19 protein-coding genes, 1 tRNA gene and 1 riboswitch are annotated in these 19,458 nt (G+C 43.9%); of the genes, 19 read left to right on the top strand and 1 reads right to left on the bottom strand.

What is annotated here, in order from left to right:
• The first annotated feature begins 109 nt into the window (after window positions 1-109).
• From BN3261_RS00255 to BN3261_RS00170, 19 genes are all read left to right on the top strand, one after another.
• Window positions 110-1,576 (top strand): serine hydrolase, encoded by a 1,467-nt coding sequence (locus BN3261_RS00255; protein WP_059085173.1) that lies wholly within the window; start codon window positions 110-112, stop codon window positions 1,574-1,576.
• A gap of 94 nt (window positions 1,577-1,670) precedes the next feature.
• Window positions 1,671-2,045 carry a RidA family protein gene (locus BN3261_RS00250; RefSeq protein ID WP_015525839.1) on the top strand — a complete coding sequence of 125 codons (375 nt, stop codon included), beginning with the start codon at window positions 1,671-1,673 and terminating at the stop codon, window positions 2,043-2,045.
• Between the two features lie 199 nt (window positions 2,046-2,244).
• Window positions 2,245-2,320: riboswitch (cyclic di-GMP riboswitch) on the top strand.
• Window positions 2,321-2,356: 36 nt separating this feature from the next.
• On the top strand, window positions 2,357-2,500 hold the full coding sequence (locus BN3261_RS17575) for a hypothetical protein (protein ID WP_015525840.1): 144 nt from the start codon (window positions 2,357-2,359) through the stop codon (window positions 2,498-2,500).
• A 348-nt stretch (window positions 2,501-2,848) separates the two neighbouring features.
• On the top strand, window positions 2,849-4,114 hold the full coding sequence (locus BN3261_RS00245; RefSeq protein ID WP_021650982.1) for a sn-glycerol-1-phosphate dehydrogenase: 1,266 nt from the start codon (window positions 2,849-2,851) through the stop codon (window positions 4,112-4,114).
• 70 nt (window positions 4,115-4,184) lie between these two features.
• Window positions 4,185-4,676: a 2-C-methyl-D-erythritol 2,4-cyclodiphosphate synthase gene (gene ispF / locus BN3261_RS00240; RefSeq protein ID WP_044961210.1), complete on the top strand. Its 492-nt coding sequence runs from the start codon at window positions 4,185-4,187 to the stop codon at window positions 4,674-4,676.
• Between the two features lies 1 nt (window position 4,677).
• Window positions 4,678-6,087 (top strand): cysteine--tRNA ligase, encoded by a 1,410-nt coding sequence (cysS, locus tag BN3261_RS00235; RefSeq protein WP_021650981.1) that lies wholly within the window; start codon window positions 4,678-4,680, stop codon window positions 6,085-6,087.
• Window positions 6,072-6,497 (top strand): Mini-ribonuclease 3, encoded by a 426-nt coding sequence (locus BN3261_RS00230; RefSeq protein WP_021650980.1) that lies wholly within the window; start codon window positions 6,072-6,074, stop codon window positions 6,495-6,497. The genes cysS and BN3261_RS00230 overlap by 16 nt, the downstream gene beginning before the upstream one ends.
• Before the next feature lie 10 nt (window positions 6,498-6,507).
• The gene (rlmB, locus tag BN3261_RS00225; RefSeq protein WP_227573913.1) at window positions 6,508-7,233 is read left to right on the top strand and encodes a 23S rRNA (guanosine(2251)-2'-O)-methyltransferase RlmB; all 726 of its coding nucleotides are present in this window, start codon (window positions 6,508-6,510) and stop codon (window positions 7,231-7,233) included.
• Between the two features lie 36 nt (window positions 7,234-7,269).
• Window positions 7,270-7,854, top strand: a complete 585-nt coding sequence (sigH, locus tag BN3261_RS00220) for an RNA polymerase sporulation sigma factor SigH (protein ID WP_059085172.1) — start codon at window positions 7,270-7,272, stop codon at window positions 7,852-7,854.
• Between the two features lie 84 nt (window positions 7,855-7,938).
• Window positions 7,939-8,292, top strand: coding sequence for a hypothetical protein (locus BN3261_RS00215; RefSeq protein WP_059085171.1), 354 nt, complete (start codon window positions 7,939-7,941; stop codon window positions 8,290-8,292).
• A 164-nt stretch (window positions 8,293-8,456) separates the two neighbouring features.
• Window positions 8,457-8,529, top strand: a tRNA-Thr gene (locus BN3261_RS00210).
• Between the two features lie 114 nt (window positions 8,530-8,643).
• Complete coding sequence (locus tag BN3261_RS00205; protein ID WP_015525883.1) at window positions 8,644-10,311, top strand: glutamine--tRNA ligase/YqeY domain fusion protein; 1,668 nt, start codon at window positions 8,644-8,646, stop codon at window positions 10,309-10,311.
• Between the two features lie 189 nt (window positions 10,312-10,500).
• Window positions 10,501-11,106, top strand: coding sequence for a Maf family protein (locus tag BN3261_RS00200; RefSeq protein ID WP_022426223.1), 606 nt, complete (start codon window positions 10,501-10,503; stop codon window positions 11,104-11,106).
• Between the two features lie 8 nt (window positions 11,107-11,114).
• Window positions 11,115-11,780, top strand: coding sequence for an HAD family hydrolase (locus BN3261_RS00195; RefSeq protein WP_044961208.1), 666 nt, complete (start codon window positions 11,115-11,117; stop codon window positions 11,778-11,780).
• Entirely contained in the window at window positions 11,773-12,576 is an 804-nt protein-coding gene (locus BN3261_RS00190; RefSeq protein ID WP_021650974.1) for a Cof-type HAD-IIB family hydrolase, read from the top strand. Before BN3261_RS00195 ends, BN3261_RS00190 begins: the two co-directional genes overlap by 8 nt.
• A 1-nt stretch (window position 12,577) precedes the next feature.
• Window positions 12,578-12,835: a hypothetical protein gene (locus BN3261_RS00185; RefSeq protein WP_015525887.1), complete on the top strand. Its 258-nt coding sequence runs from the start codon at window positions 12,578-12,580 to the stop codon at window positions 12,833-12,835.
• Between the two features lie 120 nt (window positions 12,836-12,955).
• The gene (locus BN3261_RS17860; RefSeq protein WP_235812322.1) at window positions 12,956-15,970 is read left to right on the top strand and encodes an ICP22 family protein; all 3,015 of its coding nucleotides are present in this window, start codon (window positions 12,956-12,958) and stop codon (window positions 15,968-15,970) included.
• 240 nt (window positions 15,971-16,210) lie between these two features.
• Window positions 16,211-18,265, top strand: coding sequence for a molecular chaperone HtpG (gene htpG / locus BN3261_RS00175; protein ID WP_059085170.1), 2,055 nt, complete (start codon window positions 16,211-16,213; stop codon window positions 18,263-18,265).
• Window positions 18,266-18,545: 280 nt separating this feature from the next.
• On the top strand, window positions 18,546-18,878 hold the full coding sequence (locus tag BN3261_RS00170) for a sporulation initiation factor Spo0A C-terminal domain-containing protein (protein ID WP_022426218.1): 333 nt from the start codon (window positions 18,546-18,548) through the stop codon (window positions 18,876-18,878).
• Here the strand turns inward: BN3261_RS00170 and BN3261_RS00165 are convergent, their stop codons facing one another.
• Window positions 18,879-19,382, bottom strand: coding sequence for a DUF5721 family protein (locus BN3261_RS00165; protein ID WP_022426217.1), 504 nt, complete (start codon window positions 19,380-19,382; stop codon window positions 18,879-18,881). It lies immediately after the preceding gene.
• Window positions 19,383-19,458 lie beyond the last annotated feature (76 nt).

The raw sequence follows: 19,458 nt of genomic DNA, 5'->3' as shown, positions 1-19,458 counted from the left end.
CCGATATACTTATAGAGTCTTTATCTGGAAAATCACTGGAGGAATGTGTGGATGCCGGATCAGGACAAGAAACTGTAAAATAGGATCATAAGAAAAGTGAAAGAAGTATATGAGACGAAAAAAAATATATAAAGCATTGGCATTTTGTCTGAGCACAGTGATGCTCGCACAGCCGGTTTTTGCGACAACAGTGCAGCAGACGGCACAGGGAAGCCTTGGTTCTGTTACGGAGGAGTCCCAGATACTTCCAATTCCCGGTGAAAGCGGGAAATATATTCTGAAAAGCAATGGCTTTTACTGCCTGAATGAAGATGGAACCAAAGAAAATACTCCGGCAGTGTATTATTTTGATCATTTTGAGATCGACGGAACGGTTTTTGATGGATATTATTATCACGACGAAAGCGGTAAATTTACAGCGGGAAACTCGCATATGGTCCAGATCACCGATCTGAAGGCTCCGGCAAAAGACGGTAGCGGTGAGGAAGTTTCTTTTGACGGCTGTTATATGGTAAACAATCTGGGAAAACTCAGCGCTTCTCCACAGGTACGTTATATGGATGAGCTGGTGGTGGACAAAACAACATACAACGGGCTGTATTATTTTGATGAATATGGAAAAATGGTTACAGATCCAGGTATCCATTATCTGGAAATGAATGCTGCAGGACAGATGTTTGACGGATATTATTATTTTGGCGGAGAAAACGGCGTTCTGCTCCAGGAAGAGGGAGAGACTCCGGAGGGATTTTCCGTGGATAAATCCGGAAAAGTCGAGACGAAAGATCTGGGAATGGATGGCCTTGAGAAACGGCTTGCGGATCTTCTTGGAACCTATGAGGGTACATGGAGCGTTTATGTAAAGGATCTAACCAGTGATCAGGAGTTTGAACAGAACAGTCAGTCACTGTACTCAGCCAGTCTGATCAAAGTGTTTGTCATGGCCCAGACCTATGCCAACATGGATGCAGTCCTTCAGAACGAAGCGGCAAAAATGAAAAAAGATGTTACAGATCCGTCCGTATCCACAAAGGTCAATGACCTTCTCTGGAATATGATCACAGTCAGTGACAATGAATCCTTTAATGAGCTGGTACGTCTGCAGACAGCATCGGGTGTTTTTAAGGACGGAGCACAGGCTGTAAATGGATTTCTTGCGGAACAGAAATTTGCAGATACTTCCGTACAGCACATCTTAAGCCCGTCCTCTTCAAAGGATGTCGGCCTCGGTGGCAGGAACACCACTTCTGTAAAAGACTGCACAGAGCTTCTTTCCCGGATCTATAAAGGAGAATGTGTATCGAAAGAAGCTTCGGAGGCTATGCTGAACCTGCTTCTGAACCAGCAGGTTACTACTAAGATCCCCAGCGGGATATCTGTGTCCGTGGAAATTGCAAATAAGACTGGAGAAACGGATACGGACCAGCATGATATCGCCATTATATATGGAGAAAAGATTACATATATCCTCTGTGTGATGTCAGAAGACTGTAAACCTGGGGACGCAGTTTCGCATATCCGGGATATTTCCGGTATTGTTTATAATTATCTGAATATGGACCTTGACCAGGGGTGATCTGTGAGTTAGAATAAAAAACAGCTGAGTAAGATCCTGATGGATATTTCCGCCAGAGAAGTATCCGAAATGTTCATGAAAGGGGAATTCTATTATGAAGACAGTACATACAGACAAAGCACCTGCAGCAATCGGACCATACTCCCAGGCTATCATCCATGGAGATACACTTTACACATCCGGTCAGATCCCGGTGGATCCGGCAACTGGAGAGGTAGTTGGCACAACCATCGAGGAGCAGGCTGACCGTGTTATGAAGAATCTCGGAGCAGTTCTGGAAGCTGCCGGTTCCAGCTATGAGAATGCGATCAAGACAGTATGCTTCCTTGCAGATATGAACGATTTTGCGGCATTTAATGAAGTATATGCCAAATATTTCGTAAATAAACCTGCACGTTCCTGTGTTGCAGTCAAGACACTGCCAAAGAACGTTCTCTGCGAGGTAGAAGTGATCGCAGCGATCGGATGATCTGATAAAAAATCCCTGTTGTCTGATTTCAGTCAGACAGCGGGGATTTTTTTTCGTGGTGATAAAGTATTTTTCTCTGTTTTGGAGCAATCTCTTTTTTGTGTTTTCAGGCGTTAAAACGGTAATGTTTTTTCTTGTGTAAAGTAGAACGCTGTAGTATAATAAAACCAGTTTTTTAGGATACGTATAAAAGCTTAATAAGGATGATCGGCAAACCAGATGAAAGTCTGGGACGCAAAGCTACAGGGCCTGTAAAATGGCAGCCAGTTGCATGAAATGAGGTGCACTGTCTGTGAGACGGTGTTTTTTTTATGATGTTATTCGGTTATGAGCAAGTAGCGAAGCGGATTGCGAATATCTGTTTGACAGACAGTGGGGTTGTAGGTCTGGATGCTGCAAAAGAGTTTTTTGGGCAATTAAAGACTTTAAGTGAAGCAGACGCTGAATGGAAATAAGCGGAGGGGAAGGATGCAGAAGAGCAAGAGTACAGAATGAATTGAAAAAGCTTGAAAATGTAATGTAATAATCAGAGCCACTTCCCTTTATTGTGAGTGGCTTTTTATTATGACAATTTTTGTGACAAACAAAAGAAAATAGACGCAACCAGGCGAAACATTGTTTGGCGTAGAAACACCGGAAATCCTTGAAAATAAAGGATTTTTGCTATATGATGAAACAAGTTGAACTCTATCATTGCGTAATAAAAAAAAATCCTGTATAATACCAAACTGTAATATTGTATCATTCAGCGGACAGAGAAATACGCTGTGAATCATTAAAAGAAGTCAGGAGGACATAAGTACATGCGAGTCGATGCGGACGATTTTGCCCGACCTTGCAGCTGCGGGAGGGAGCACCACATAGACGTTAGAGAAATTGTAATTGAATCAGGAGCTATCGGGAAATTGGAAAAGGAAATGTCAGACGGTGATCTGAAAGAATGTATTTCCCCGCTTCTGATCTGTGACACGAACAGTTACAAAGCTACAGAGGAACTGATGGAGGATATCTATGACCGGTGTCAGGTACTGATCCTGGATGCTGAAGGTCTTGAGGCAGATGAGCGTGCCGTGGAGATCGTGGAGAATTATATGGAAGAGGACATCGATCTTGTTCTTGCAGTTGGAGCGGGGACGATCCATGATCTCAGCCGTTTTGTCGCCCATCAGTACCGGATCCCTTTTGTCTCTGTGCCCACCGCAGCCAGTTCAGACGGATTTACTTCCACAGTAGCAGACATGACCTGGAATGGTGTAAAAAAAGTATTTCAGGCATCTGCGCCACTTTTTGTTTTTGCGGATACGGATATTTTTGCTAAGGCGCCTGCAAGGCTTACAGCAGCCGGGGTGTCAGATATTCTGGGAAAATACATTGCGCTGGCAGACTGGAAGATAGCAAGTATTCTTATGGATGAATACTATTGTACAGCGGTGGCAGACCTGGAAACAAAAGCGATCCGGACTGTTAAGGATAATCTGAAAGAAATTGCAGCAGGAGAGAAAGATGCATGTGAGAAGCTGATGTATGCGCTGATCCTTTCCGGACTGGCCATGCAGATGACAGGAAACTCCAGACCGGCATCCGGGGCGGAGCACCATATGGTCCACCTCTGGGATATGGAAGTGGTCAATGGCCACCTGGATGCTCTTCACGGGGAGAAGGTTTCTGCAGCAACCATGTTGGTCCTTCTGGAATATAAAAAGCTTGCAGATGCTATCCGAAGAGGAGCCTGCAGAGTGCATGCCTTTACAGACGGAGACAGAGAACTCCTGCAGGAGACCTTCGGCAGAAAAGGGATTCTTGGAGCACTTGAAAAAGAAAACACTCCGGAACTTCTGGACGATGTAAGCACAGAAACACTTTCCGGTGCACTTCCGGAAATCCTTAAGATCATAGATCTTCTTCCTGCAGTTACAGATATGCAGGAGATGATGAGTATCGTCGGCTGCGTGAGCAGAGTCCGGGATATCGGACTGCCGGGAAAAGCGATCGAGGAGAGTCTCAGACTTGCACCATATACAAGAAGAAGGTTGAGCCTTCTGAGACTTCGGAAGATGCTCACATACTGAGCAGGAACAGCTCATAAAAGGTTCTTTTGACTTGACATAAATTTTAGGAAAGGCAGTGATGAACGGTTTGATGAGAGTAGGAATGGGATATGATGTACATAAACTGACAGAGGGCAGGAAACTGATCCTTGGTGGTGTTGATATTCCTTGGGAAAAAGGTCTTTTGGGCCATTCGGATGCAGATGTTCTGATCCATGCGATCATGGATGCACTTCTGGGAGCTGCGGCTCTTGGAGATATCGGAAAGCATTTTCCGGATACAGACCCTGCATATAAGGGAATCTCCAGTGTGAAACTTCTGGTGCATGTTGCCGGATTACTGAAGGAGAATGACTATGCGATCGGAAATATCGATGCCACCATCATCGCTCAGAAACCGAAGATGGCACCACATATTCCGACGATGAGAGAAAATATCGCAGAAGCACTTGGGATTAAAATATCACAGCTGAATATCAAGGCGACCACAGAGGAAGGCCTTGGATTTACAGGACAGGGAGAGGGAATCTCCTCACAGGCGATCTGCTCCCTGTACAGAATCGGGAAATTGGAGGAAGAGTAACATGAAGATTTTTAACACACTGACACGCAGAAAAGAGGAATTTGTACCTCTGGAAGAAGGAAAAGTAAAAATGTATGTCTGCGGACCTACGGTATACAATCTGATCCATATCGGAAATGCCCGCCCTATGATCATTTTTGATACAGTGCGCAGGTATATGGAATATAAAGGATATGAAGTAAATTATGTATCCAACTTTACCGATGTAGATGACAAGATCATCAAGAAGGCAATTGAAGAGGGCGTTTCCGCAGAGGAAATCTCTACCCGTTATATCAAAGAGTGCAAGAAGGATATGGCAGATATGAATGTAAAACCTGCTACAACTGCACCCCAGGCTACACAGGAGATCCAGGGCATGATCGACATGATCCAGACTCTTATTGATAAAGGATATGCATATCCGGCAGCTGACGGGACCGTTTATTTCCGTGTAAAGAAATTCAAAGAGTATGGCAAGCTTTCTCATAAGAATCTGGATGATCTCCAGTCAGGATTCCGTTCTCTTAAGGTATCCGGTGAGGATCAGAAGGAAGATCCGTTAGACTTCGTGCTTTGGAAACCAAAGAAAGAGGGCGAGCCGTCCTGGCCGTCACCGTGGTGCGACGGACGTCCTGGCTGGCATATTGAGTGTTCTGTTATGTCCAAGAAATATCTCGGAGAAGAGATTGATATCCATGCAGGCGGTGAGGATCTGATCTTCCCGCATCATGAGAATGAGATCGCACAGAGTGAGTGCTGCAATGGTAAGATTTTTGCAAGATACTGGATGCATAATGGTTTCCTGAACATCGACAACCGCAAGATGTCCAAATCTCTCGGAAATTTCCGTACCGTTCGTCAGATCGGTGAACAGTATGATCTTCAGGTTCTCCGTTTCTTTATGCTGAACGCACATTACAGAAGTCCGCTGAACTTCAGCGCAGATCTGATGGAGGCAGCAAAGAACTCTCTGGAGCGTATCCTTGAGGCGGCAGGCAAGCTCAGCGACCGTAAAGACAATGGGGCGGCAGAGAATATTACAGAGGAAGAGCTTGCGCTTCTCAAAGAGGCAGAAGGTTTTGTTACCAAATTTGAAGCTGCCATGGATGATGATTTTAATACTGCAGATGCACTTGCGGCAATTTTTGAGCTTGTAAAATTTGCCAACACAAACGTAGACGAGAACAGCTCAAGGGAGTTTGCCGGTGGTCTTTATGAGGAACTTTTTAAGCTCAGTGATGTGCTGGGACTGAAAATCGAGAAAAAAGAAGAGATTCTTGACAAAGAGATCGAGGATCTGATCCAGGAACGCCAGGCTGCAAGAAAGGCAAAGGATTTCAAGAGAGCAGATGAGATCCGAGATGAGCTCCTGAAAAAAGGTATCATCCTTAAAGATACAAGAGAAGGTGTGAAATGGCAGAGAGCTTAAAGAAACTGAAAGAGCTGTTTGATCTGAAAGACGCAGACCTTCGGACTTATTCGCCGCTGACGCTGGCCTATATCGGGGATGGTGTTTATGAGCTGGTGATCCGTACTATTCTTGTGAAAAAAGCGAATTGTCCGGTAAATCGTCTCCACAAAAAAGCTAGCAGCCTTGTAAAAGCATCTGCGCAGTCGGGTATGATGGAGATCCTCGAACCACTTTTGACAGAAGAAGAAAAAAGTGTATATCGAAGAGGAAGGAATGCGCATTCCGCTACCATGGCCAAACATGCCACCATGGCGGATTACCGGCGTGCCACAGGGTTTGAGGCGCTGATGGGATATCTTTACCTGAAAGAGGATTTTTCAAGGATACTGGAACTGGTCCATGCAGGACTTGAGAAGGAGGAAATTTAAATTGACTGAAATGATAGAAGGAAGAAATGCGGTCCTTGAGGCATTTCGTTCCGGTAAATGTGTTGATAAACTGTTTATTCTGGATGGCTGTCAGGACGGACCGGTCCGCACCATCGCAAGAGAAGCCAGAAAACATGATACCATTGTAAAATTTGTTCCAAAGGAACGATTGGATTCCATGAGCGAGACAGGTGCACATCAGGGTGTGATCGCACAGGTTGCGGCTTATGATTATTCTACAGTGGAAGATATCCTGAAAAAAGCAGAAGATAAGGGAGAGCCTCCGTTTATCATTCTTCTTGATAATATTGAAGATCCTCATAATCTGGGAGCTATCATCCGTACCGCAAATCTCGCAGGTGCTCATGGTGTGATCATTCCCAAACACAGAGCAGTAGGACTGACTGCTACGGTTGCCAAGACGTCGGCAGGCGCACTGAATTATACACCGGTTGCCAAGGTTGCTAATCTGGGACAGACTATTGATGAACTGAAAGAAAAAGGCATCTGGTTCGTATGTGCAGATATGGACGGAGAGGTGATGTACCGTCAGAATCTGACAGGACCTATTGGCCTTGTGATCGGAAATGAGGGAAATGGTGTAAGCCGCCTTGTAAAAGAGAAATGTGATTTTACTACCGCGATCCCGATGAAGGGGGATATCGATTCCCTCAACGCTTCTGTAGCAGCAGGGGTGCTTGCTTTTGAGATCGTGAGACAGAGACTGTCAAAATAAATACATCAAATACAGCCATAGCTGTTCGGAGAAAAAATGTGCCGATATAATGAGATGACGGATGAAGCTCTTATCGAAAGACTTCGTGCAGGGGAATCTGCAATTGCAGATTATCTGATGGAAAAGTATAAAGGTCTGGTCAGAAAAAAGGCTCGTGCCATGTTTCTGATAGGTGGGGACACAGATGATCTGATACAGGAGGGGATGATCGGACTGTTTAAGGCAGTCCGTGATTACCAGCCAGACAGGGAGTCGTCTTTTCAGTCTTTTGCAAATATATGTATTGACAGACAGATATATACTGCAATTAAAAGTTCAAACCGCCAGAAACATCAGCCACTGAACACTTATGTGTCTTTAAGCGACGGAGAGGCGGAGGAAAACTTCAGAGATTCCTGTGTGGAGCATGATAATCCGGAATCGATCCTGATCGACCGGGAAAATGTGGCGGCTCTCGAAAATGAAATGAAAAAGAGCCTGAGCCCTCTGGAAAACAGGGTACTGCAGTTGTATCTGGATGGAAATGGATATATGGATATTGCCCAGATCCTTGGAAAAACACCGAAATCCATTGATAATGCACTGCAGAGGATCCGTGGGAAAATTAAAAGCTATTTTTGAGAAGAGTAAATACTTCTTTCCTTTTGAATATAAAAGTATTAAAATAATATTCATAAGGAGCAGAATAAGAAAGGAGACCAAATTATGGCGAAGATCAATAAATATTGGGGACTTGTTGCAGTAGGAGCGCTTACCGCTGCCGCAGCAGGAGCTATCGCAGCACTTGTATCCAGACGATCCGTATGCGAAGAAGACTTTGAGGATGATTTCGAAGATCTTGATGATTTCAAGGATGACGAGAAGAAGGAAGAAAAAGAAGAGAAAGAAGTCTTCCAGGACTGGGACAAGACTGCATCTGAGACTGTAGAAGTTTCCAAAGAGGCAGAGGATGCTGAAGAGGCACCAACAGAAGCAGAAGAGGAAACACCTGCAGATGATGAATCGGAGGCCGAAGCGGAAGAAGAGACAGAAGCAGAAGAGACAAAGACAGAAGAGTAAAAAGAGAATCCTGCGTGCTGTGTCTGTGAGCGACAGCACACAGGATTTTTTGTGCTATAATCATGAAAATATGAATTTTTAAAAAAATAAAAATAATGTATTGACAATATGACAATCATCTGATAATATAAACAACTGTGAGCGGCACAAACGTCGCGAAACAAGCTGCTGTGGCTCAGTCGGTAGAGCGTCGCCTTGGTAAGGCGGAGGTCACGGGTTCGATTCCCGTCAGCAGCTTTTTTTGTGTCTAAAAACAGACAATTTTTTGTTTAGATACAGGTTTTGCGGGTTTCAAAAACTCCGGATTTATGATAAGATAAAACATCAGGATGATATTTAGGAGGGAAAGCAATGGAGAACGAAACAGTTTCCAAAAACTTTATTGAAAATATTATAGACAAAGATCTTGAAGAAGGCGTTTATGACACCGTGCATACACGTTTCCCACCGGAACCTAACGGCTATCTTCATATCGGACATGCGAAATCCATTCTTTTAAATTATGGACTGGCTCAGAAATACAACGGAAAATTCAATCTCCGTTTTGATGATACCAACCCTACAAAGGAGAAATCCGAATTTGTAGAGTCCATCAAGGCTGACGTGAAATGGCTTGGTGCAGACTGGGAAGACAGACTTTTCTTTGCATCTGATTATTTTGATCAGATGTATGAGGCAGCAGTGAAGCTTATTAAGAAAGGCAAGGCCTTTGTCTGCGACCTGACTGCAGACCAGATTCGTGAGTACCGAGGAACTCTTACAGAGCCAGGTAAAGAGAGCCCGTACAGAAACCGTACTGTAGAAGAGAATCTTCAGCTTTTTGAAGAGATGCGTGAGGGCAAATACGGAGATGGCGAGAAGGTTCTCCGCGCCAAGATCGATATGGCATCACCGAATATGAACATGCGTGACCCGGTCATTTACCGTGTAGCCCGCATGACACATCACAATACAGGAGATAAATGGTGCATCTATCCGATGTACGACTTCGCTCATCCGATCGAGGATGCCATTGAGGGTGTGACACATTCTATCTGTACTCTGGAGTTTGAGGACCACAGACCGCTTTATGACTGGGTGGTAAAGGAACTGGAATATCCGCACCCACCGAAGCAGATCGAGTTTGCAAAGCTGTACCTGACCAACGTTGTTACAGGTAAACGTTATATCAAGAAGCTTGTTGAGGACGGCATCGTAGATGGATGGGATGATCCGAGACTAGTATCCATCGCCGCACTTCGCCGCCGTGGATTTACACCGGAGTCTATCCGTAAATTTGTAGAACTCTGTGGCGTTTCAAAGGCGAACAGTTCTGTAGATTATGCAATGCTCGAGTACTGCATCCGTGAGGACCTGAAGCTGAAACGTCCGCGTATGATGGCGATCCTTGATCCGATCAAGCTCGTGATCGATAACTATCCGGAAGGACAGGTTGAGTATCTTGAAGCTCCGAATAATATGGAGAATGAGGAGCTTGGAACCAGAAAGATTCCGTTCAGTGGAGAACTTTATATTGAACGTGATGATTTTATGGCAGAGCCTCCTAAGAAATACAAACGTCTCTATATTGGAAATGAAGTTCGTCTTATGAATGCATATTTTGTAACCTGCACAGGTTATGAGGCAGATGACGACGGAACGATCCGTGTAGTCCACTGTACCTATGACCCGGAGACCAAGGGCGGAAATGCACCGGACGGACGTAAGGTAAAAGGAACGATCCACTGGGTGGAAGCATCCAATGCAGGTAAAGTTGAGGTAAGACTTTACGAGAATATCGTAGATGAAGAAAAAGGTGTTTACAATAAAGAAGATGGTTCTCTTAATGTAAATCCGAATTCTCTTACAGTAACAAGTGCTTATGTAGAGCCGGAGCTTCTGAAAGCAAAAGGTTATGACAGCTATCAGTTTGTACGTAACGGTTTCTTCTGCGCAGATATCCATGACTCCAGGGAGGGAGCACCGGTATTTAACCGCATTGTATCTCTGAAGAGCTCTTTCAAATTACCGAAAGCATAAAAACTGTCAAAAAGAATACGAAACATATGACAGCAGTACACCGTGAACAGGTATCAGGGTGTACTGCTTGTTTTGTTTTATCGTCATCAGGAATAAATGGATAAGTACAAAATGCTCCTGCAACGATTTCGGTTGCGCCCATTTACAGAAACGGTTATACTGATAACACAGGAAAGAGAGGAATTACACATGAAGAAAATCGTGCTTGCTTCCGCATCTCCCAGGAGGCGGGAACTTTTAAGCCAGGTAGGAGTCGCCTTTGAAGTGAAGCCTGCCAGCGGGGAAGAACGGATCACCAGTGCAGAGCCTGCGAAAGTGGTGGAGGAACTTTCTCGTCAGAAAGCTATGTTTACGGCATACGCGCTGGAGGAAGAGGAGAACCGAGATCTGAGAGATGTGGTTGTGATCGGTGCAGATACCGTTGTATCTTATGAGGGTAAGATTTTAGGTAAACCGGCAGATGAGACAGCTGCAATAGAGATGCTCGCTATGCTGCAGGGGAATACACATCAGGTATATACCGGTGTAACTTTGTTGATAAGAGAAAAAGGGAGATGGAAAGCTCATACCTTCCATGAGTGCACAGATGTGAGCTTTTATCCGGTGACAGAGGAAGAAATAAAGGAATATGTAAACAGCAAAGACCCAATGGACAAAGCCGGAAGCTATGGGATCCAGGGCGCCTGGGGAGCCTATGTGAAGGGAATCCGTGGTGATTATAACAACGTGGTGGGACTGCCTGTGGCAAGACTGATCTATGAGACAAAAAAACTGGGAATGAACCTGAGAGGATGAAAGACAAAATGATAAAAGCTTGTATATTTGATCTGGATGGAACAATTGCGGATACACTGGAATCTATGGCATATGTGGCGAATGAGATCATGGAAAAGTTTTCCCTGAAACCACAGCCGGCAGATAATTTTCGTTATTACAGCGGTGAAGGTGCAGATATGCTGATCAGAAGATGCCTGATCGATGCAGGAGATCCGGAGCTGGTACACTACGAAGAAGTCAGGGAACTTTATCGCAGGAAATTTGATGAAGATCCGTTGTATAAAGTTGTGCCATATAAAGATATGCCGGAAACCCTTCAGAAGCTGAAACATACAGGCCTTAAGATGGCTGTATGCTCCAATAAGCCTCATGTTGCGGCGCAGAAAGTGGTAAAGGCGATCTATGGCGATCTGTTTGATGAGGTGATGGGACAGCAGGAAGGGATCCGCAGAAAGCCGGCGCCGGATGGTCCGCTAAAGATTGCAGAAGATTTCGGCGTAAAGCCGGAAGAATGTATGTATATCGGAGATACAAAGACAGATATGCAGACAGGAAGTGCTGCCGGAATGTATACCGTTGGTGCACTATGGGGATTCCGTGACAGAGAAGAGCTTGAAAATAACGGTGCAGATATTGTAGCAGCTGTACCTGGTGATCTGTTTACTATCTATGAGGAGAAGCAGCATGATTAAGATGGTTGCCAGTGATCTGGATGGAACGCTGCTTATCGGTGGAAGACAGACGCTGCCGGAAGAGATTTTTCCGCTGGTAAAGGAACTGAAAAAAATGGGAATCCTCTTTGTGGCAGCCAGTGGCAGACAGTATGCCAATATGAGGAATCTTTTTGCGCCGGTAAAGGACGAGATGGCATTTATCAGTGAAAATGGCGGGCTTGCTGTCCAGAATGAGAAGCTTCTGTACTGCGACAGCTTTGACAAAGAACTGGTCAGAGAGATCATTCAGGCAATATGGGAAAAGCCCGGAGCGGAATTTTCCTGTTCTACAAAGGATTTTTATTATATCATGCCCAAGACAGAACATTATCGCCATCTGATGATCGAAGAAGTAAAAAATCAGTGTAAGATCATAAAGAGTTTTGATGAGATCACAGAGCCTTGTATGAAGGTTGCAGTTTATGAGAGAGAAGGAATGACGGAGGAATCCATCCGGTACTGGAGAGAACGGTTCAAAGACAGATGTACTGTTGTGACATCCGGATTTGCGTGGGTGGATTTTGTTCCATTTACCACGAACAAAGCAAAAGGGATCCGTAAATACCAGGAACTTTTGGGAATCGGACCGGATGAATGCATAGCGTTCGGGGATGAATACAATGATATTGAAATGATGAAATCTGTAAAATACAGCTTTGCCATGAAGCATGCGAAGCCAGGGGTAAAGGCGGCGGCTTTCTACGAGACAGAGAAGGTGGAACCAGTACTTCGCAGACTGATCGCGGCGGGCGGAGATATAAAGGAGGTACTTTAATATGTACAAGAAAGAATATGTCCAGACATTTCTGGAAAAACAGGGTCAGCTTTTTGATGAGCCGGTAGCAGAGGATTTTGAGGAGGCAGAGGAATTTCTAGAGGATTGCATGGCAGTTGTGCTGGATTCCCTGAAGGATGTTAAAAAATATCTGGATGGAATGGGCGCAGATGTGGAGGGGATTTCCCTGAAGGAGCTGGAAGAAGAAAGTGAAGTATTCAAACTCCCGGACGGAAAATATATGATCGTAGAAGGCTGACGGAAAGCAGGGATTACACCTCTGAAAATTAAATATGATAAACTTGCATCAGCAAAAAGAAAGCCCTGCGTAGAAAGGGTAAATGTGGGGAAAATAAAATGATGTAAAGGAGGATGGGATATGAAAAAAAGCAGAGTGCTGGCAGTCGTCATGGCTGTGCTTATGATGGTAACGCTGCTTCCATCGATGGTATTTGCCACTGCAGCTCCATCGGGAACTCTTGATGGAAAGCTGAAGGTCAAAGGAACACTTGCGATCGGGTCTACCTTAAGTGCAGATTACTCAAAGGTCAAGCCGGAGGGGATCACAGATGATAATGTGAGTTTTTCCTGGTCATTAAAGGACGGAGACCTTCTTACAGAGGTAGGAACTGATAAGACTTATAAAATCGATGAAAAAGATCTGGGTCTTCCGATCGTTCTGAAGATCACCGGAAAAGAAGAGACGGGAGTCAGTGGTGAGCTTACGGTGACGACCCAGGAGGTTTCCGAAACAGAGGAGGAAGCCAAAGCACTGGCAGAAAAGAAAAAGGAAGAAGCCAAAGCAGTAGGAGAAGATCCGGATGCGGAGGAAAGTGAAGCTTCGGCAGATTCGGAGTCTTCAGAGAACACGCCGGATACAGAAGCTGGAACGTCAGAGGAGCCTGATAGTGCTCAGCCTGAGGAAACCATAGAGCCGGCAGAAGAAACGGAGTCTGCGGATGTGCAGGAGAATACAGATGTACAGGAAAATACAGATGCACAGGAACCTGCAGATACCCAGGAGCCTGCTGAAAACTCTGTTATAGAAGTAAACGGAGAACAGTCAGGGCCTCAGAATACCGATGAGGCAGATACATCTGGAGATAGTCAGACAGAGACACCGGATTCCGCAGGTACAGCAGCAGACGCTTCCGAAAAAAATGAGGAACCGACATATTCGGCATCTGCATACACGGAAGATGGAAGTGGAATTCTGGATTTTGGTTCCGTGGAAGAGGGATATACGGAAATTCCGGAAGCACAGATGGTTACTATCACAAATAACGGAACCGGAGATCTCAATTTTAAAGAGATTGCCCCGGAGAATTTCATGGCTGCGGATATTAACGATGCGCCATTAAAGAGTGGTGAAAGTGTTGCTGTGTGGGTAAAACCACGAGAAGGTCTGAAGGCTGGAGAATACAAAGATCTGATCACGTATCAGACAGAAGAAGGTGCCGATGTCTTCTTTGAAGCGGACTTTACAGTAAAAGAACCGGAAAATAAAAAAGCCGAAGATCATGAAAATAATGAGCAGACAGATCCCGGGGAAACATCGGACCCTGCAGCGGAAAAAATATACAAGCTAACTGCGGATCCGACAGAACTGCCTTTTGATGATCTGACTGCCGGTTATGAAAAGGTAGAAACAACAAGTACAGTCACGATCAAAAACGAAGGTACAGAAGCTGTGACGTTAGTACAGCCTGAGTCGGAGTTTTTTGATATTGCGCCGGTCAGTGAAGTGGAGAGTAGCGGAAATATCCAGTTGGCGCAGGGAGGAGAGCAGACCTTTACCGTACAGCCTAAGCTTGGACTCTCTGCAAAAGATGATCCATACGTGGAAGAGCTTGTATTTGCTTCTGATGAAAGCACGGAAGCATCTGCTACAGTGACGGCTTCGGTTATGGTAAAGACAGAAACACCAAAAACAGTTACTGCAACAGTGAAACCGGAAGGTCCTCTGAAGTTTGGAACACTGGAACAGGGCTATGAGACTGCGCCGGATGCACAGCCTGTAACCGTAGAGAATACAGGTACAGAGGCTATCCGGATCCAGCTTTCTGCTCCGGAGGATTATGAGGTGGGAGAGCCTTCTGCGGAAGTGCTCAATCCCGGAGATAAGGCGGCAACCTTTACCGTACAGCCCAAGACCGGTCTTCAGGTCGGAGATCACAGCGATACGATTTCTGTGACAGATCAGAATACCGGAAACACACTGGCTGAAGTCCGGCTGGAATTTACAGTTTCGGAGCCGGAACCGGAACCGGAACCCAATCCCGGTCTTTCGGTAACAGATAGTCTGGAGTTTGGAACCAAAGAGGAAGGCTATAAGGAACTTCCTGATGCGAAGAAAGTTACAGTTACCAACACCGGAAATACAAAGATCGTTCTGAAACAGCCTTCATCAAATGCATATACAATTGGTACACTTTCCGCCACAGAGCTGGAAGCAGGAGATAATGCAACCTTTAGCGTACAGCCGGTCAGCGGACTTTCACAGGGGGAATATCTGGAAGACATTGTGATCGCCAATGATGCAAATGTGGAAGCTTATGTAAATGTCCATTTCAGCGTTACAAAGAAAAAAACAGATAACGGTAAGAAGGCGAATAACCTTACAGGCATCAAAAAGCCATCCGATATCAAAGATCTACCCAATGGAACCCAGAAAACCCAGAAAGCCCTGAAGCTTCCGGGAACAGTAAAGATCACTACAACAAAGGGAGAGCAGAAGGCATCTGTTAAATGGGATGTTAAGGGATCTTCTTATGATCCGTCTTCTGCAGAACGTCAGATATTTAATGTAAAAGGTACCGTCATTCTTCCGGAGGGGGTTAAGAATCCCAACAAGATCAGTACAGTGATCGCAGTAAGTATTACAGTAAATGGATATCAGGGCACGGAAGCCGCTGCATCGGACAATAAGATCACAGGCATTGATTCCAATGGCAAGTATGATACCAATACAAAGATCACCTTTACAGCAGCTGGTGCAGGAATGGATAATACAAACCCGCGTAAGGGAGATACCAGATATCAGCCGAAGAGCTGGAAGATCACAGAGACCCGTACCTGGGATGGAGAGCCTTATACTGCAACATTCCGTGTCAGCAAGCCGGGAAAATATACTCTGAAAGTTACCTTTGGACAGCAGAAATACGACGGCTCCAGCTGGAAGGATACCGGTACACAGTCAGAAAGTACGGTTACTTTTACGGTATCACAGGCAGCAGTTCTTACTGCGACTCCGAGTCCGGCAGTGACACAGACAAATCAGAAATCTGCAGTGCAGACGGGAGACAGTACACCGATCATGACATTTGTGATCATTTTGATCGTGGCTGTGGTATGTATTGGAGGAATCCTTGTATATCGTAGAAAGAAAAAATAAGAACAGAATGTAGAAGATAGTTTTACAGCACCCTCCGTACAAAAAATGTACGGAGGGATTTTTTTGCACATAGAGATCCGTTTTATATGCTGTTACTAGCACTCTATAATGATGAGTGCTAAATTTTTCTTGACTTTTGTAAAAAGTCGTATTAGTATATATTTATTGAAAAAAACAACAGGTTTCCGGCTCTGTCGGAACATCAGAAATAAAAATAAAAACAAAAGGAGAGTGACATATATGTCAGCAAAACATGGAAGTTTATCAATCAACAGTGAAAATATTTTTCCGATTATCAAGAAATGGTTATATTCCGACCATGATATTTTTGTAAGAGAGATGATCTCCAACGGATGCGATGCGATCACCAAACTGAGAAAGCTGGAAGTTATGGGAGATTATACATTCCCGGAAGGTTACAAACCGGCTGTAAATGTTATCGTTGATCCGGATCAGAAAACTTTGAAGTTTATCGATAACGGTATTGGTATGACAGCAGATGAAGTAGAGGAATATATCACACAGATCGCTTTTTCCGGTGCCACAGAGTTTCTTGAGAAATATAAGGATAAAACAACGGATGATCAGATGATCGGTCATTTCGGACTTGGATTTTATTCTGCATTTATGGTTGCAGATGAAGTTCATATTGATACTCTCTCTTACAAGGAGGGTTCCACACCGGTACATTGGACCTGTGACGGTGGTACGGAGTATGAGATGGCAGACGGAAACAAAACAGAACCGGGAACAGAGATCACTCTTTTCCTCAATGAGGAAAGCCTGGAGTTTGCCAATGAATATCGTATGAGAGAGGTTATCGAGAAATACTGTTCTTTCATGCCGGTAAATATCTATCTTTCCAAAGCAAATGCTGAACAGGAGTATGAAACGATCGATGAGGCAGATCTCCGTGAAGATGATGTGGTAGTTGAGCATATCCATGAGGATGCCAAGACAGAGGAAAAGGAGAATGATAAAGGCGAGAAAGAAGTTGTGGAAGTTTCTCCTGCCAAAGATAAAGTAAAGATCAATAAACGGCCGGTATCCTTAAGCGATACACAGCCGCTCTGGATGAAACACCCAAATGAGTGCACGGATGAAGAGTATAAAGAATTTTACCGTAAGGTATTTATGGATTACAAGGAACCGCTGTTCTGGATCCATCTGAACATGGACTATCCGTTCAACCTGAAGGGTATCCTGTATTTCCCGAAGATCAGGACAGAGTATGATTCCATTGAGGGAACCATCAAGCTTTATAATAATCAGGTATTTATTGCAGATAACATCAAAGAGGTGATCCCGGAATTCCTTCTTCTTCTGAAAGGCGTGATCGACTGTCCGGATCTTCCACTGAATGTTTCCCGTTCTGCACTGCAGAATGATGGTTTTGTGAAAAAGATTTCTGAATACATCACCAAGAAAGTAGCAGATAAGCTCACCGGAATGTGCAAGACAGACAGAGAGTCTTATGAGAAGTACTGGGATGATATCAGCCCGTTTATCAAATTTGGATGCATCAAGGATGCGAAATTTGGTGAGAAGATGAACGATTATATCCTCTTTAAGAATCTGGATGGCAAATATCTTACCCTGAAAGACTGCATTGAGGAAAATAAAAAAGAAGAAACAAAAGCAGCTGAAGAGGAGAAGACAGAGGAGAAAGCTTCTGAAGGATCCCAGAATGAGGAACCGGAAAAAACGGTGATCTATTATGTGACCGATGAGGTACAGCAGAGCCAGTACATTAATATGTTCCGTGAAGCGGGTAAAGATGCTGTACTGCTGAAGCATGTGATCGATTCACAGTTTATTTCCCATCTTGAACAGCAGGATCAGACGATCCAGTTCAAGAGAATTGATGCAGATCTGACAGAAGAGCTTCGTGAAGACGGAAAAGCGGATGAAGCAACAGTCAAGACACTTACTGAGGTGTTCCGTAAGAATCTTGGCAAGGATAAACTTGAAGTAAAAGTAGAGAAGCTGAAAAATGAGGGAACTGCAGCGATGATCACTCTTCCTGAGGAGAGTCGCCGTATGCAGGATATGATGAAAATGTACAATATGTACGGAATGGATCCGAATATGTTCGGTGGTCAGGAAGTACTTGTACTGAACGCAAATCATCCTCTTGTAAGATTTATAGCAGAAAATCAGGGATCAGAGTATGTTCCGGTGATCTGTGAACAGCTTTATGATCTTGCAATGATGAGCCATAAACAGCTTTCTCCTGAAGAAATGACAAAATTTGTAAAGAGAAGCAACGATATCCTTATGGTCCTTACAAAATAAAACGACATATAAAATGATCGAAAGGCTTTGCCCGTAATGGGGCAAAGCCTTTGCTTTTTTTATAACAATATGTGTATCTTTAACACAATTATAGGAATTTTAAATAAAATAATAGATATTAAATAAAAATAACCTGTAAAATATGACTAAAAATTTAAATTAGTATCTAATATGTATAAAATAAATTTTCAGAAGAAAGCGAAAAATATAGATAACTGTCGTATTATACATAAGGGAGTGCTTTTAAAAAGAGAAAAAAATGAAATGGAGGAACAAATGTATGAAAAAGGTGTATGGATTGATCAGAAGACTTGGTGCAAATTCGAAATACAAAGGATATTTTTTCGTTGCGGAAGCGGTAAAGATTTCCATGGGGTATCAGTATAAACCATTGCGGATCACAAAGGACATTTATCCATGCCTGGCGCGGAAGTACAGATCAACACCTACCAATATTGAGCATGATATCAGAACAATGGTAAATGTGTGTTGGGAAGGAAATAAAAAACTGCTGGATGAGATTGCAGGATATCCTCTGGAATACAAGCCTACCAACAGTGAATTTATTGATATGCTTGCGTATTACCTGAGGGAAATAGAAGAAGAGAATTGACTATAGCCTTTCAAAAAGAATCTGATTCCTGGACAGAAAGCTCAGGATCATATCATCCCAGAGCTGCTCTGGGCGTTTATCCATAGAGAATGTTTTAAGAGAGGTTCCGGTAGTACAAAGAAGGCTGTTATTTTTAAATTGAAGATTTAAGAATAGTCCGTCTATCTGTTCGGAGGAAATTCCGAAATCTGTATTTCTCATTGCGGCTTCAACTCCACTCCGACTTAAATGCAGCACGATCCTGAAGCTTAAGGGCGTACGCTTACCGCGGATCACAGACCAGCAGAAAGGTCTGATGTCCTTCCAGAGAGAATGTGTCCGGCCGTGCTCTGTGAGTCTGTTCATGCTGTCTGTATCAAAAAAATCTTTCTGAAGCCTGCCATCAATGGTAAAAGTATTAAAAGTAGTCACAGTCGCTTCGGACAGACAGAATTTGTCAAATACTTCTCCTATAAAAAGTTTGTTTGTGAAATCCCGGATATCTGTGATCTTTAATGCAAGCATGCCGCACTTCCTTTCTTTTATGTGATCGCGTGTAGACATTATATCTCAGATAAAGAAAAAAGGACAGACTTTTTAA

It is taken from the genome of Blautia massiliensis (ex Durand et al. 2017) (genome assembly GCF_001487165.1).
Classification (GTDB): domain Bacteria; phylum Bacillota; class Clostridia; order Lachnospirales; family Lachnospiraceae; genus Blautia_A; species Blautia_A fusiformis.
Note: the sequence above shows the minus strand (reverse complement) of the source record. Positions and strands in the feature narration are given on the sequence as shown.